The 12,108-nt window shown below is 71.9% G+C and carries 12 protein-coding genes; 6 read left to right on the top strand and 6 right to left on the bottom strand.

Annotation, left to right across the window (positions count from 1 at the left end):
• Nucleotides 1-7 precede the first annotated feature (7 nt).
• Nucleotides 8-439 carry a hemerythrin domain-containing protein gene (locus RT282_RS13845; RefSeq protein ID WP_313315072.1) on the top strand — a complete coding sequence of 144 codons (432 nt, stop codon included), beginning with the start codon at nucleotides 8-10 and terminating at the stop codon, nucleotides 437-439.
• Nucleotides 440-589: 150 nt separating this feature from the next.
• On the opposite strand, the gene RT282_RS13840 is transcribed toward RT282_RS13845, so the two are convergent.
• A complete protein-coding gene (locus RT282_RS13840) occupies nucleotides 590-2,899 on the bottom strand; it encodes an ATP-dependent DNA helicase (RefSeq protein ID WP_313315071.1) in 2,310 nt (769 codons plus the stop codon).
• Nucleotides 2,896-3,732, bottom strand: a complete 837-nt coding sequence (locus RT282_RS13835; protein WP_313315068.1) for a hypothetical protein — start codon at nucleotides 3,730-3,732, stop codon at nucleotides 2,896-2,898. The genes RT282_RS13840 and RT282_RS13835 overlap by 4 nt, the downstream gene beginning before the upstream one ends.
• 294 nt (nucleotides 3,733-4,026) lie before the next feature.
• On the opposite strand from RT282_RS13835, the gene RT282_RS13830 reads away from it, so the two are divergent.
• Genes RT282_RS13830 through RT282_RS13810 form a run of 5 tightly spaced genes read left to right on the top strand, consistent with a single transcriptional unit; the run spans nucleotide 4,027 to nucleotide 8,869 of the window.
• Nucleotides 4,027-5,373: an NAD(P)/FAD-dependent oxidoreductase gene (locus RT282_RS13830; protein WP_313315066.1), complete on the top strand. Its 1,347-nt coding sequence runs from the start codon at nucleotides 4,027-4,029 to the stop codon at nucleotides 5,371-5,373.
• Complete coding sequence (locus RT282_RS13825; RefSeq protein ID WP_312306103.1) at nucleotides 5,348-6,133, top strand: lysophospholipid acyltransferase family protein; 786 nt, start codon at nucleotides 5,348-5,350, stop codon at nucleotides 6,131-6,133. The genes RT282_RS13830 and RT282_RS13825 overlap by 26 nt, the downstream gene beginning before the upstream one ends.
• Nucleotides 6,130-6,912: a glycosyltransferase family 2 protein gene (locus RT282_RS13820; protein ID WP_313315062.1), complete on the top strand. Its 783-nt coding sequence runs from the start codon at nucleotides 6,130-6,132 to the stop codon at nucleotides 6,910-6,912. The genes RT282_RS13825 and RT282_RS13820 overlap by 4 nt, the downstream gene beginning before the upstream one ends.
• On the top strand, nucleotides 6,909-7,679 hold the full coding sequence (locus RT282_RS13815) for a class I SAM-dependent methyltransferase (protein WP_313315060.1): 771 nt from the start codon (nucleotides 6,909-6,911) through the stop codon (nucleotides 7,677-7,679). The genes RT282_RS13820 and RT282_RS13815 overlap by 4 nt, the downstream gene beginning before the upstream one ends.
• Complete coding sequence (locus RT282_RS13810; RefSeq protein ID WP_313315057.1) at nucleotides 7,676-8,869, top strand: cation:proton antiporter; 1,194 nt, start codon at nucleotides 7,676-7,678, stop codon at nucleotides 8,867-8,869. The genes RT282_RS13815 and RT282_RS13810 overlap by 4 nt, the downstream gene beginning before the upstream one ends.
• A 51-nt stretch (nucleotides 8,870-8,920) precedes the next feature.
• On the opposite strand, the gene fabG is transcribed toward RT282_RS13810, so the two are convergent.
• Genes fabG through RT282_RS13790 form a run of 4 tightly spaced genes read right to left on the bottom strand, consistent with a single transcriptional unit; the run spans nucleotide 8,921 to nucleotide 12,106 of the window.
• Nucleotides 8,921-9,661, bottom strand: a complete 741-nt coding sequence (gene fabG / locus RT282_RS13805) for a 3-oxoacyl-ACP reductase FabG (protein ID WP_313315056.1) — start codon at nucleotides 9,659-9,661, stop codon at nucleotides 8,921-8,923.
• Nucleotides 9,658-10,122: a hydroxymyristoyl-ACP dehydratase gene (locus tag RT282_RS13800; protein ID WP_313315054.1), complete on the bottom strand. Its 465-nt coding sequence runs from the start codon at nucleotides 10,120-10,122 to the stop codon at nucleotides 9,658-9,660. The genes fabG and RT282_RS13800 overlap by 4 nt, the downstream gene beginning before the upstream one ends.
• Entirely contained in the window at nucleotides 10,116-10,919 is an 804-nt protein-coding gene (locus RT282_RS13795; protein WP_313315051.1) for a beta-ketoacyl synthase chain length factor, read from the bottom strand. The genes RT282_RS13800 and RT282_RS13795 overlap by 7 nt, the downstream gene beginning before the upstream one ends.
• Entirely contained in the window at nucleotides 10,916-12,106 is a 1,191-nt protein-coding gene (locus RT282_RS13790; protein WP_313315049.1) for a beta-ketoacyl-[acyl-carrier-protein] synthase family protein, read from the bottom strand. The genes RT282_RS13795 and RT282_RS13790 overlap by 4 nt, the downstream gene beginning before the upstream one ends.
• Nucleotides 12,107-12,108 lie beyond the last annotated feature (2 nt).

Below are 12,108 nucleotides of genomic sequence, written 5' to 3'. Positions count from 1 at the left end.
GTCTGCCATGAACATCGACCGCTTCAAGCACGAGCACGTGGACATCCTCGCGCAGATCGACCGGCTGCGCACCCTGAGCCATGCCGGCCCGGCGCAGCACGCCGCCGAGATCGCCCGCGGCATCGTCGCCATGAGCTCCACCATCCGCCTGCACCTGGCCGTGGAAGACCGCCTGCTGTACCCCGCGCTGCAGGCCGGCGGCGACGCCGACCTGGCCCGCCTGGGCGCACGCTTCCAGCACGAGATGGGCGAGATCGCCGGCAGCTACGCGGCCTTCGCCCGGCGCTGGAACACCGCCGAGCGCGTGGCCGCCGACCCAGAGGGTTTTCGCGCCGAGGCCAACGTGGCGCTGCGCAGCGTCTACGAGCGCATGCGCCGCGAAGACCATGACTTCTACCCGCGCATCGAGCAGGCGCAGGAAGCCGTGTGCGTCCCATAAGCGCCGCCGCTCATTTTTCAATAGCTGCCAGCGCTTTCCTGGCGTGCGCTGGAGCCCGAAAACGCTTTCCATCGGCAAGGGCATAGGGGCACCTTGCTTTTACAGCCGGCCTTCGGGCCGGCTTTTTTTTCGTCCGCGACTGGCTCCCGGTCAGCCCCCCTCCACCCGCCACCACGCCGGCAGCAGCGCGCGCACCTCGGGGCGGGCGAAGCGGTCGTCGATCAGGTGCACCACGCCGCGGTCCTCGGGCGAGCGGATGACGCGGCCGGCCGCCTGCACCACCTTGTGAAGGCCAGGGTAGAGGTAGGCGTAGTCGTGCCCGCGCCCGAACAGCGCCTGCATGCGCGCGCGCACCTGCTCGTTCACCGGGTTGACCTGCGGCAGGCCCAGCGTGCACAAAAAGGCGCCGATCAGCCGGCGCCCGGGCAGATCCACCCCCTCGGCAAAGGCGCCGCCCAGCACGGCGAAGGCGATGCCCTGGCCGCCCTCGGTGAAGCGGGCCAGAAAGTCGCGCTGCGCCGCCTCGCCCATGCGCCGCTCCTGGCGCCACATCGGCACGCCGGGGTGCTGCGCGGCAAAGGCGCCGGCCACCTGGTCCAGGTAGTCGTAGCTGCTGAAGAAAGCCAGGTAGTTGCCCGGCTGCGCGGCGAACTGCCGCGCCAGCAGCGCCACGATGGGCGTCACCGAGGCCGCCCGGTGCGCCCAGCGCGTGGAGATGTGGCGCGCCACGCGCACCTGCAGCTGGCTGGCGGCGAACGGCGCGGCTACTTCGGTCGCGCCGTGCGTGTCGGGCAGGCCCAGCAGGTCGGCGTGGTAGTGCGCCGGCTGCAGCGTGGCGGAAAACAGCGTGGCCGTGTGCGCCGCGGCCCAGCGCGGCGCCAGGTGCGGCCCCGGCACGATGCAGCGCAGGCTGACGGTGCACGGCTGGCGCGGCCCGGCGCGCTGGCTGTCGATGAGCGCGTGCTGCGTGTCGAAGCCCTCCAACAGGCCATTGAATTGCAGCAGCGCGAAGTACCACTGCAGCAGCGGCGCGTCGAACTGCTCGGGGTGCGCGGCCATGTGCTCCGACAGCACCTGGGCGCAGCGCGCCAGCGCGCCGGCCAGCGGTGCGGGCAGGCCGTCGTGCACGGCGTAATCGCCTTCCATGCCGCGCTCCAGGGCCGCCAGGGCGCGGCGCACTGCGGCCAGGGCCCTCTTCACGCCGGGCTCGCGCGCGGCGGTGGCCGACTGCCGCGCCTGGCGCAGCAGCTCAGGCGGCAGCTGCGCGCCGTACATGCCGCGGGCGCGCTCGACCAGGTTGTGCGCCTCGTCCACCAGCAGCGCCACGCGCCAGCCCAGCGACTGCGCCAGCGCGTGCAAGAGCGCGCCACCGTCGAACCAGTAGTTGTAGTCGCCCACCACCACGTCGGCCCAGCGCGCCAGCTCCTGCGACAGGTAGTAGGGGCAGATGCCGTGCGCCAGCGCCACCTCGCGCACCCGCGCCTGAGTGAGCACGTGTCCGTCCAGCGCCGCGCCGCGTGCCGCGTCCAGACGGTCGAAAAAGCCCAGCGCCAGCGGGCAGGACTGGCCATGGCAGGCGCTGCCCGGGTGCTCGCAGGCCTTGTCGCGCGCCACCAGCTCCAGCACGCGCAGCGGAACGGGCGCGCCTCCACTGCCGGCCAGCTGCGCCAGCGCGTCCAGCGCCATCTGCCGCCCCGAGGTCTTGGCCGCCAGGTACAGCACCCGGTCGATCCGCTGTCCCGGCGCCGCCTTGAGCTGGGCGAACAGCGTGGCCACCGTCTTGCCGATGCCGGTGGGGGCCTGGGCCAGCAGGCAGCGGCCGGCCGTGGCCGCGCGCCAGACCTGCGCCGCCAGTTCGCGCTGGCCGCTGCGAAAGGCCGGGTGCGGAAAGGCCAGCGCCGCCAGCGCCGCGTCGCGCGCGGCACGGTGCGCGGCCTCGCGCGTCGCCCAGGCCAGGTAGCGGGCGCACTGCCCGTCGAAATGCGCGCGCAGGGCCTCGGCGGTGTGGGTTTCGGTCAGCACCGTCTGCTGGCCGCTGTCCACGTCCAGGTAGACCAGGGCCACCTCCAGCGCATCGAGGCCGCGCGCGGCGCACAGCAGCCAGCCGTAGACCTTGGCCTGCGCCCAGTGCAGCGCGCGCTGGCCGGGGTTGTGCCGCGCCAGGCTGCCGCGGTGGGTCTTGATCTCCTCCAGCCGCCGCAGCGCCGGGTCGAACCCGTCGGCCCGGCCGCGCACGCGCAGCGGGCCGTAGCGGCCCTGCAGGGCGATCTCGGCCTCGTAGCCCGGCCCGTGGCCGGCTGCCACGCGGGCGTGGCCGGCGATGCCCTCCAGCGCCGTGGGCGCCGGGGTGTAGCGCAGGTCCAGGTCGCCACAGCGGGCGGTGAATTCGCACAGCGCGCGCACGGCCACCGTGTAGCGCAGCGCATCGTCCTGCGGCTCGCAGGCAGCGGGCGCGGTCATGGCGCGCCCAGGCCGTCCTGGGCGGGCACGGGCGCGCCTGCCAGCGGCGTGGCCCGGCACAGGGCCATCCACACGTCGAAGGGCAGCGTGCAGCGCGCATGCCGGGCGGCGCGCGCCAGCTCGAAGCGCGCGCCCCGGCCATCCTCGCCCGGCGCGCCGTGCATCAGCCACACGCCAAACTGCGCCGGTACCTCGTCGGGCGCGGCGATGCCGGCGGGAAATACGTAGTAGCACTCCTCGCACAGCCACTGGTAGGCATTGCGCTTGGCAGCGTGGCGCAGATCGGACTGCAGGTCGGCGCGGCTGGCCTTGACCTCGTGCACCATGGGCCGCAGGTAGCCGGGCACGGTGGTGTGACGGATGGAGAACAAATCCGGCCGCGCCACGCGCCACAGCCGGGCGGCGCGGCGCGCGGCGGGCGTGGGTGCGTCGTCGCCCCACAGGGCGGGCAGGGGCTGGGCAGCCGGCGGGGCGGCAGGCGCAGCGCCCTCGGCGGCGCAGGGCGACTCCTCCTCGACCTCCAGTGCCGCACGCAGCGACAGCTCGCGCCAGACCACGCGCCCGGCAGGCAGCAGCTGCTGGCGCGCAAAGGCCAGCGCCATGCGGTCGTGCAGGCTTTCGCTGCGCTTGCCGGCGCGCCGCGCCTCGGCCAGATGGGCGATGCCGGCGTCCGTCAGGCGCAGCAGGGTGCGGCCGCACTCGTCCGTGCAGCGCTCCAGCAGGCCGGCGGCCAGCAGGTCAATCTCCACTCCGTCCTGGCAGGGCCAGCCGGCCGAGCGCCAGACTTCGAGCAGGCGCGTACGGTGATGGCGGGCGAGTAGTGGGGGCGGCATGGGCTGCTGCGCGCAAAATACTGATTATAAAAACAGTGAAAAACCCTTGCGCGTCATGCCGCGCCACGCGGCGCAGCTCCTGCTGCGCTATTTCTTCAGCGCCCCGCTGTTCCGGGCCACGCTGCCCTCCTGTTGGCGGTGATCGCCGTGCTGGTGCGGGTCGCCGCCGTGCCGGGGCTGTCGACGTGGCTGCCGGCCGTCGTCGCCGCGAAGTAACGGTGCCTGGGCGCGGCCTGCGCCAGCGCCCGCCGCACGTATGATCGACTCCCCGTTTTCCCAGGAGCCCACACTCCCATGAACGCTGTTTCTGAAAGCCCGTCGCATCCCATCGAAGAAGAGCATTGCGACGTGCTGGTGGTCGGTGGCGGGCCGGCGGGCTCCACGGTGTCCGCCCTGCTGGTCGAGCGTGGCTACAAGGTGGTGGTGCTGGACAAGGACCGCCACCCGCGCTTTCACATCGGCGAGTCGCTGCTGCCGGCCAACCTGCCGCTGTTCGAGCGCCTGGGCGTGGCCGAGGAGATGCGCGCCATCGGCATGCACAAGGCGGGCGCGGAATTCATCTCGCCGCACCATGCGCACACGCAGACCTTCGTGTTCGCCGACGCCTGGGACAAGTCCATGCCGCACGCCTACCAGGTCAAGCGCGCGGAGTTCGACACGCTGCTGCTGAAGAACGCCGAGCGCCGCGGCGCGCAGGTGCACCAGGGCAGCAAGGCCACCGGCGTGATCTTCGCCGACGACGGCAGCGTGCAGGTCGACGCCAAACACGGCGACGGCACGCAGCGGCGCTGGCACGCGCGCTTCCTGGTCGACGCGTCGGGCCGCGACACCTTCTTGGCCAACCGCTTTCGCATCAAGCAGCGCAACCCGGACCACAACAGCTCGGCGGTGTACGCGCACTTCGCCCACGCGCGGCGGCACGAGGGCCTGGCCGAGGGCAACATTTCCATCTTCTGGTTCGAGCACGGCTGGTTCTGGTTCATCCCCATGAGCAACGACACCACCAGCGTCGGCATGGTGACCTGGCCGCACCACATGAAGACGCGCGCCGGCCGCAGCCTGGAGCGCTTCCTGATGGACAACATCGCCGCCTGCCCGGCGTTGCAGGAGCGGCTGGCGCACGCCGAGCGCATGACGCCCGTGGAGGCGACCGGCAACTTCTCCTATTCCGCCAGCCGCAACCACGGCGCCAACTACCTGATGCTGGGCGACGCCTACGCCTTCGTGGACCCGGTGTTTTCCTCCGGCGTCTGGCTGGCCATGAACAGCGGCGTGGTCGGCGCCGACACCGTGGACGCCTGCCTGCGCGACCCGGCGGCCGCGCCGGCCGCGCTGCGCCGTTTCGACCGCGTCATGCGCCACGGGCCGCGCCACTTTTCCTGGTTCATCTACCGCATGACCAACCCCATCATGCGCGACTTCTTCATGTACCCGAAGAACGTCTTTCGCGTGAAGGAAGCGCTGCTGTCGGTGCTGGCGGGTGACATCTTCGGCAAGACGCCCATCTGGCGCTCGCTGCTGGTGTTCAAGGCGCTGTACTACTCGGCCAACGTCCTGCAGCCGCGCCGCGCCTTCATGGCCTGGAGAAAGCGGCGCTGGAACATCCGCACGGTCGATGACGCAGCGCAGTACCAGCCCTGACCTGCAGCGCCGGGGCCTGGCGCGCGCGCTGTGGCACCTGTATGAGCGCCTGGCCATGTGCATCGGCCTGGGCACCCTGGCGCTGCTGTGCCTGGTGTGGCTGCCGTTCGCGGCCGTGCTGCACCCCATCGTGCCGCGCGCGCAGGCGCAGTGGCTGGGGCGCCGGGTCATCACGCTCGCCTTCCGCTTCTACCTGGGCGTGCTGTCGCTGCTGTGCGCCTGCCGGTTCGATCTGTCGGAGCTGGATGCGCTGCGCCACGAGCGCGCGCTGATCATCGCCGCCAACCACCCGTCGCTGCTGGACGCGGTGCTGCTGGTCTCGCGCCTGCCCAACGCCGTGTGCATCATGAAGGCCAGCCTGCTGGACAACATCCTGTTCGGCGCCGCCGCACGGATGGCGCGCTACGTGCGCAACGACGACGCCCTGCAGCTGGTCAGGCATGGCTGCCACAGCCTGGCCGAAGGCGCGCAGGTGGTGCTGTTTCCCGAAGGCTCGCGCACGCAGCACTTCCCGCTGGACCCGTTCGGACGGACGCTGGGTCTGCTGGCCCGACGCGCCCAGGTGCCGGTGCAGACCGTGCTGCTGGAGTTCTCCACGCCCTACCTGGGCAAGCACTGGCCCTTGTGGAGGCCGCCCGTGCTGCCGCTGCGCTGCACGGCGCGGCTGGGTGGGCGCTTCGAGCCGGCGGCCGACCACGTCGCCTTCACCCGGGCGCTGGAGCAGCACTTCCGCACCGAACTGGCCCACCCGACTCCATGAATACGCCCCCTGCCGCCTCCAGCACGCACCTGGTGCTGATCCCCAGCTACAACCCAGGGCGCACCGTCATCGACACCGTCCGCGCGGCGCGGCGCCAGTGGAACCCGGTGTGGGTGGTCGTGGACGGCAGCACCGATGGCAGCGACGCCTGGCTGCGCGAGATGGCCCAGCAGGACCCCGGCCTGCGCGTGATCGTGCAGGCCGTGAACCAGGGCAAGGGCGCCGCCGTGCTCGAAGGCATCCGCCAGGCGCAGTCCGCCGGCTTCACCCACGCGCTGACCATGGACTCGGACGGCCAGCACCCAGCCGACCGCATCCCGGCGTTCATGGCCACCTCGCAGGCGCAGCCCTCTGCCATGGTGCTGGGCAAGCCGGTGTTCGGCCCCGAAGCGCCGGCCCTGCGCGTCAACGGGCGCAAGGTGTCCAACGCCTGGGCCAACCTGGAGACCCTGTGGGCTGGCATTGGCGACTCGCTCTATGGCTTTCGCGTCTATCCCATCGCGCCGCTGATGCAGGTCATGCGCGGCCAGCGCTTCATGCGCCGCTTCGATTTCGACCCCGAGGCCGTTGTGCGGCTGTGCTGGGCGGGAGTGCGGCCGGTGAACCTGGACGCGCCGGTGCGCTACCTGCACGCCAGCGAAGGCGGCGTCTCGCACTTTCGCTACCTGCGCGACAACGCCCTGCTGACCTGGATGCACACGCGCCTGTTCCTGGGCTTCGTGCTGCGCCTGCCCCTGCTGGCCTGGCGCCGCCTGCGTCCACCAGAAGAAAGACCATGACCGAACCCACCCCCCGCGCCCAGCGCGCCATGAAGAGCGGCGACGCGCACCTGAAGGCCTATTTCTCGGACGAGACCGAGCGGCGCCAGGTGACCCAGGTCATGTTCAACGAGGCCGCCACGGGCTACGACCGAGCCGAAGCGCTGACGGCCCTGGGCAGCGGCAGCTGGTACCGGCGCGAAGTGCTGCAGCGCGAAGGCCTCAGGCCCGGCATGCACGTGCTCGACGTGGCGGCCGGCACCGGCCTCGTCACCGCCGAGGCGCTGGCGCTGGCCGGGCCGCAGGGCCGCGTCGTGGCGCTGGACCCGTCGCCCGGCATGCTGGCCGAGCTGCGCCGCAAGCTCAGCTGCGAGACCGTCGAGGCCTATGCCGAGGCCATCCCCCTGCCCGACGCGCAGGTGGACTTCTTGTCGATGGGCTACGCGCTGCGGCACGTGGGCGACATGGACCAGGCCTTCGCCGAATACCTGCGCGTGCTCAAGCCCGGCGGCAAGGCCTGCATCATGGAAATCAGCCAGCCCGCGAGCCGCCTGGGCCGCGCGCTGCTGAAGCTGCACATCGGCGTCATGGTCCCGCTGATGGCGCGCCTGAGCGGCCGCCATGCGGACGTCAAGCGCCTGTGGGCCTACTACGGCGACACCATCGAGGCCGCCGTGGACCCCGACACCGTGCTGACCGCGCTGCGCCGCGCCGGCTTCCAGGACGTGCGCTGCGGCGTGACGCTGGGCATCTTCCGCGAATACACCGGCACGCGGGCACAGCCATGAGCACCGCCGAGCGCTTCCTGATCGCGCTGCTGATCATCTTCACCGTCCCCTGGCTGATCTGGCGCCTGGGCCGCACCGACCGCTGGGCGCCGCTGGTGGTGGTGCAGATCCTGCTGGGCATCGTGCTCGGCCCCGGGGTGCTGGGCCACTGGTACCCGGACTATTACAGCGCCGTGTTCACCCCCGAGGTGAGCCACGCCCTCAACGGCCTGGCCTGGTGGGCCGTGACGCTGTTCGTGATGATCGCCGGCATCGAGCTGGACCTGAAAGCCGCCTGGCAGCACCGGCGCGAGAGCGGCATCACCGCCGGCCTGGCGCTGGGCACGCCCATGCTGCTGGGCTGCAGCGCGGCCCTGGCCATGCTGCACTGGCCAGGCTGGCTCACGCCCGAGGCCCGGCCCTGGCAGTTCGTGCTCGGCATCGGCATGGCCTGCGCGGTGACGGCGCTGCCGATCCTGATCCTGCTGCTGGAAAAGCTGGACATCCTGCGCGCCCCCCTGGGCCAGCGCATCCTGCGCTACGCCAGCCTGGACGACATCGCCATCTGGGGCGTGCTGGCGCTGATCGTCATGGACTGGGAGCGTGTGGGCCGGCAGGCGCTGTTCCTGCTGGCCTTCGGCCTGGCGGCCTGGCTGTGCCGCCGGCTCATGCGCCGCGTGCCCGAGCAGGACCGCTGGTACCTGGCGCTGGTGTGGCTGGCGCTGTGCGCGTTCGGTGCCGACTGGGCCGGCCTGCACTTCATGGTGGGCGCCTTCCTGGCCGGCGCCGTACTCGACGCCGAATGGTTCAACCAGCAACAGATGGACCTGCTGCGCCACCACGTGCTGCTGACGCTGATGCCGGTGTTCTTCCTCTCGACCGGCCTGCGCACCGGCTGGAGCATGGGCGGTCTGGACGTGGTGCTGGCCGCGGCCTGGCTGCTGGCGGCCGCCGTCGCCGGCAAGCTGCTCGGCGTTCACCTGGCGGGCCGGGTGCTAGGCTGGCGCCCGGGCGAAGCAAGCATGATCGGCTGGCTGCTGCAGACCAAGGCGCTCATCATGATCATCTTCGCCAACGTGCTGCTGGACCGGCAGATCATCACTAGCGCCACCTTCACCGCGCTGCTGCTGATGGCGGTGGCCAGCACCATGGTGACCATTCCGATCGTGGAGCCGAAGCTGGCGCGGTGGCGTCAGCTTCAAAAATCATAGCTACTCGCGCTTGCTGGATAAGCGCTGGAGGCCGTTTTGGCCTCAAACTCCCTACGCCATCCCGCCGTTGATGGAAATCACCTGCCCGGTGATGTAGGCCGCGCGCTCGGACACGAGAAAGTCCACCAGATCCGCCACCTCCTGCGGCCGGCCCGCGCGCTGCATGGGCACCATCTGGCGCAGCGCGTCCGCGCCGAACTGGCCCTCCGCCATGCCGCTGTCGATGATGCCGGGCGCCACGACGTTCACCGTCACGCCGCGGCTGGCCAACTCCAGCGCCAGCGAGCGGCTGGCGGCATGCAGCCCGCCCTTGGCGGCGGCATAGTTCACTTGGCCCCGGTTGCCTGCCACGGCAGTGACGGACGAGACATTGACGATGCGCCCCCAGCGCGTGCGCAGCATGGGCAGCGTGAGCGGCTGCGTGACGTTGAAGAAGCCGTTCAGCGACACGTCCAGCACGCGATCCCATTGCGCACCGGCCATGCCGGCGAACACCGCATCGTCGTGGACGCCGGCGTTGTTCACCAGCACCTGGATGGGGCCCTCTTCCAGCAGCCTTTCAAGAGCGCTCGCGCACGCCGGCCGGTCGGTGACGTCGAAGGCCACGGCCTCGGCGCTGGCGCCGCCGGCCTGCAGCTGCGCGGCCAGCGCCTGCGCCCGCGCCAGGCCCTGGTTGGCGTGCACGATGACGTGCAGGCCTGAGGCGGCCAGGCGCTCGCAGATAGCGGCGCCCAGGCCGCCGCTGCCGCCGGTGACGAGCGCGCGGCGCGCAGGGGATGCAGGGGTGTTCATGGGGTGGCGGGAAAGGAAGCGGCGTCCAGCACGACCGATGCCCGCCCTTCGGCGAGGCAGCGGCCGGCGGTGCCAACGGTGAATGCGTAGAGGATGACAGCGTCGTCGCCCGAAAGCCGCGTGGCCTCGACCTGCAGGTCGTCCGCCATGTCGTCCATGCGCTCGGCATGCAGGCGCACGCCGCGCACGCTGGCCAGGTAGCCCGCGCCCAGCGGCCGGCCCGCACCCGCCAGCAGCGCGCCATGCACGGCCATGGCCTGGGCCGCGTATTCGACGGCGTTGGCCGCGCCCAGGCGGCCCTGCTCGCGCAGCGGGTTGGCGGGGCTGCGGTGGCTGGTAGCGCTGCAGCGGATGTGCTGCGCGTCCCAGACGAGCACGCGGTCGAGCAGGCACATGCCGCCCTGGTGCGGAATGTGCGCCGCGATCCAGGCGTGGTCGGGTAGCAGGTCGGGCTTCAGCATGGCTGCAAGCGCAGGCCCAGGCTGTGGCCGGGCAGGTAGTCGAGCGCCACGTCGGCGGTGCTGCGGCGGGCCAGCGCATCCAGCGCAGGCAGCGCGCGCAGCGAGGGGAATTGCGCGCGCAACGCTTCCAGCGCCGCCTCCTGCATGCGCGTGGGCGCGTCCTGCCCGCCGGGCGTCACGCTGATCTGCGCCAGCGATGCGCCGGAGCGCCGCGGCGCCAGCAGCCAGGCCATGCCCGCCGCATCGGGCAGCGGGCGCTTGGCGTGCAGCGGCTCGGGGTACTCGCTGTCATAGCAGACCAGCAGCACGGAGCGGTCATCGAGCGCCACCTGCGCCAGCGCATCCATCAAACCGGCACCCAGGCTGCCGTCGTAGGCGCAGATCACCTGGCAGGGCGCCATGCTGCGCGTGGCGATGCCCCAATAGCCGGCGGCGGCGTTGTGCACCGAGTTGTGAAAACGCGTGGGCGAGATCTGCCGATCGTCGCCCGCCAGCTGTTCGCACAGCGCATGGCAGTTGTGGCCGTCGGCGCCGGAGGCGGCGAACACAGTGGCCAGTTGCGCGAGGTCGGCACCCGCCTGCGCGGCGGCCTGCTGGCCCAGCGCCAGCGCCAGGCGGATCACGCGGCTGGCGCGGCGGCGCTCGGCGGGCGGCAGCAGGGCGGCAGCGGGTAGCACCGAAGGCTCGCTGCGCCAGGGCTGCGCCCCCGAGAGCACGGCGGCGGCGCTGGGCCAGTCGGGCAGGCCGGGGGCGATCAGGCCGATGCCGTCGATCCAGGCCGTCAATGCTCGGTTCATGGCCGCGCTCCCAATACCAGCGCGCAGTTGCTGCCGCCAAAGCCGAAGGAGTTGCTGAGCACCGTGCGCAGCGGCGCCGCGCTGCCCGCGAGGCGGTAGTCGAGCGCCAGCGCCTCATCGAGCACCTGCGTGCCGGGGCTGCCGGGAATCCAGCCGTGCGTGAGCGCCAGCGCGGCGATCACCGCCTCCACCGCGCCGGCGGCGCCCAGCGTGTGGCCGGTCGCGCCCTTGGTCGAGCTGCAGGGCACGCCGGCGCCGAACAGCGCCGCCATGGCCAATCCCTCGGCCGCATCGTTGGCGGGAGTGGCCGTGCCGTGCAGGTTCACGTAGTCCAACTGCTGCGGCGCGAGGCCGGCCGAGCGCAGCGCGGCCTGCATCGCCAGGCGTGCGCCCAGGCCCTCGGGGTGGGGGGCGGACATGTGGTGGGCGTCGCTGGATTCGCCCGTGCCCAGCAGCCAGACGCCGCCGCCCTGCGCCGCGTCGGCACGCTCCAGCAGCGCGAACGCCGCCGCTTCGCCGATGGAGATGCCGTCGCGCCGCGCGTCGTAGGGCCGCGCGGGCTGCGTGGAGGTGAGCTGCAGCGAGGCGAAGCCGTACAGCGTCGTCAGGCACAGGCTGTCCACCCCGCCGACCACGGCCGCGTCGATGGTGCCCAGCGCCATCTGCCGCGCGGCGGCGGCAAACACCTTGGCGCTGGACGAACAGGCCGTGGAGATGGTCAGCGCCAGGCCCTCCAGCCCGAGGTACTGGCGCACGAAGTCGGTGACGGAAAAGGGGCAGTGCGCGGTGGCATAGCGGACGGAGGCAGGCAGCGCGCCAGTGGCTGCGTCGCGGGCACGGTAGGCCAGCTCGGTTTCCAGGATGCCCGAGGTGCTGGTGCCCAGGAACACGCCCACACGCCGGCTGCCGTAGCGCTGCACGGCGGCACGCACGCGCTCGACGAAGCCGTCGGCCTCCAGGCCCGCCAGGGCCAGGCGGTTGTTGCGGCAGTCGTACTCTTGCAGGCTGGCAGGCAGTGCGGTGGCGTCAACGCCTTCCACCTCGCCGATCCAGGTGTCCAGCCGCACCGTTTCGAAATCGCAGGGGCGCAGGCCCGATCGGCCGGTGCGCAGCGCCTCGGCATGCGCGGCAAGGCCTCTTCCGAGACAGGTCGTCAGCGTGGTGGCGGAAAGAAGCAGGGGAGACACGT

Origin of the sequence: Pulveribacter sp. (assembly GCF_032079985.1) — a bacterium.
In the GTDB taxonomy this organism is placed as follows: Bacteria; Pseudomonadota; Gammaproteobacteria; order Burkholderiales; family Burkholderiaceae_C; genus Melaminivora.
This window is presented reverse-complemented; position numbering and strand designations above follow the sequence as displayed.

Excerpts from the sequence above, each read along its gene's own strand:
- RT282_RS13845 (WP_313315072.1), top strand. The coding sequence starts at position 8 with ATGAACATCGACCGCTTCAAGCACGAGCACGTGGACATCCTCGCGCAG.
- RT282_RS13840 (WP_313315071.1), bottom strand. The coding sequence starts at position 2,899 with ATGACCGCGCCCGCTGCCTGCGAGCCGCAGGACGATGCGCTGCGCTAC.
- RT282_RS13835 (WP_313315068.1), bottom strand. The coding sequence starts at position 3,732 with ATGCCGCCCCCACTACTCGCCCGCCATCACCGTACGCGCCTGCTCGAA.
- RT282_RS13830 (WP_313315066.1), top strand. The coding sequence starts at position 4,027 with ATGAACGCTGTTTCTGAAAGCCCGTCGCATCCCATCGAAGAAGAGCAT.
- RT282_RS13825 (WP_312306103.1), top strand. The coding sequence starts at position 5,348 with ATGACGCAGCGCAGTACCAGCCCTGACCTGCAGCGCCGGGGCCTGGCG.
- RT282_RS13820 (WP_313315062.1), top strand. The coding sequence starts at position 6,130 with ATGAATACGCCCCCTGCCGCCTCCAGCACGCACCTGGTGCTGATCCCC.
- RT282_RS13815 (WP_313315060.1), top strand. The coding sequence starts at position 6,909 with ATGACCGAACCCACCCCCCGCGCCCAGCGCGCCATGAAGAGCGGCGAC.
- RT282_RS13810 (WP_313315057.1), top strand. The coding sequence starts at position 7,676 with ATGAGCACCGCCGAGCGCTTCCTGATCGCGCTGCTGATCATCTTCACC.
- fabG (WP_313315056.1), bottom strand. The coding sequence starts at position 9,661 with ATGAACACCCCTGCATCCCCTGCGCGCCGCGCGCTCGTCACCGGCGGC.
- RT282_RS13800 (WP_313315054.1), bottom strand. The coding sequence starts at position 10,122 with ATGCTGAAGCCCGACCTGCTACCCGACCACGCCTGGATCGCGGCGCAC.
- RT282_RS13795 (WP_313315051.1), bottom strand. The coding sequence starts at position 10,919 with ATGAACCGAGCATTGACGGCCTGGATCGACGGCATCGGCCTGATCGCC.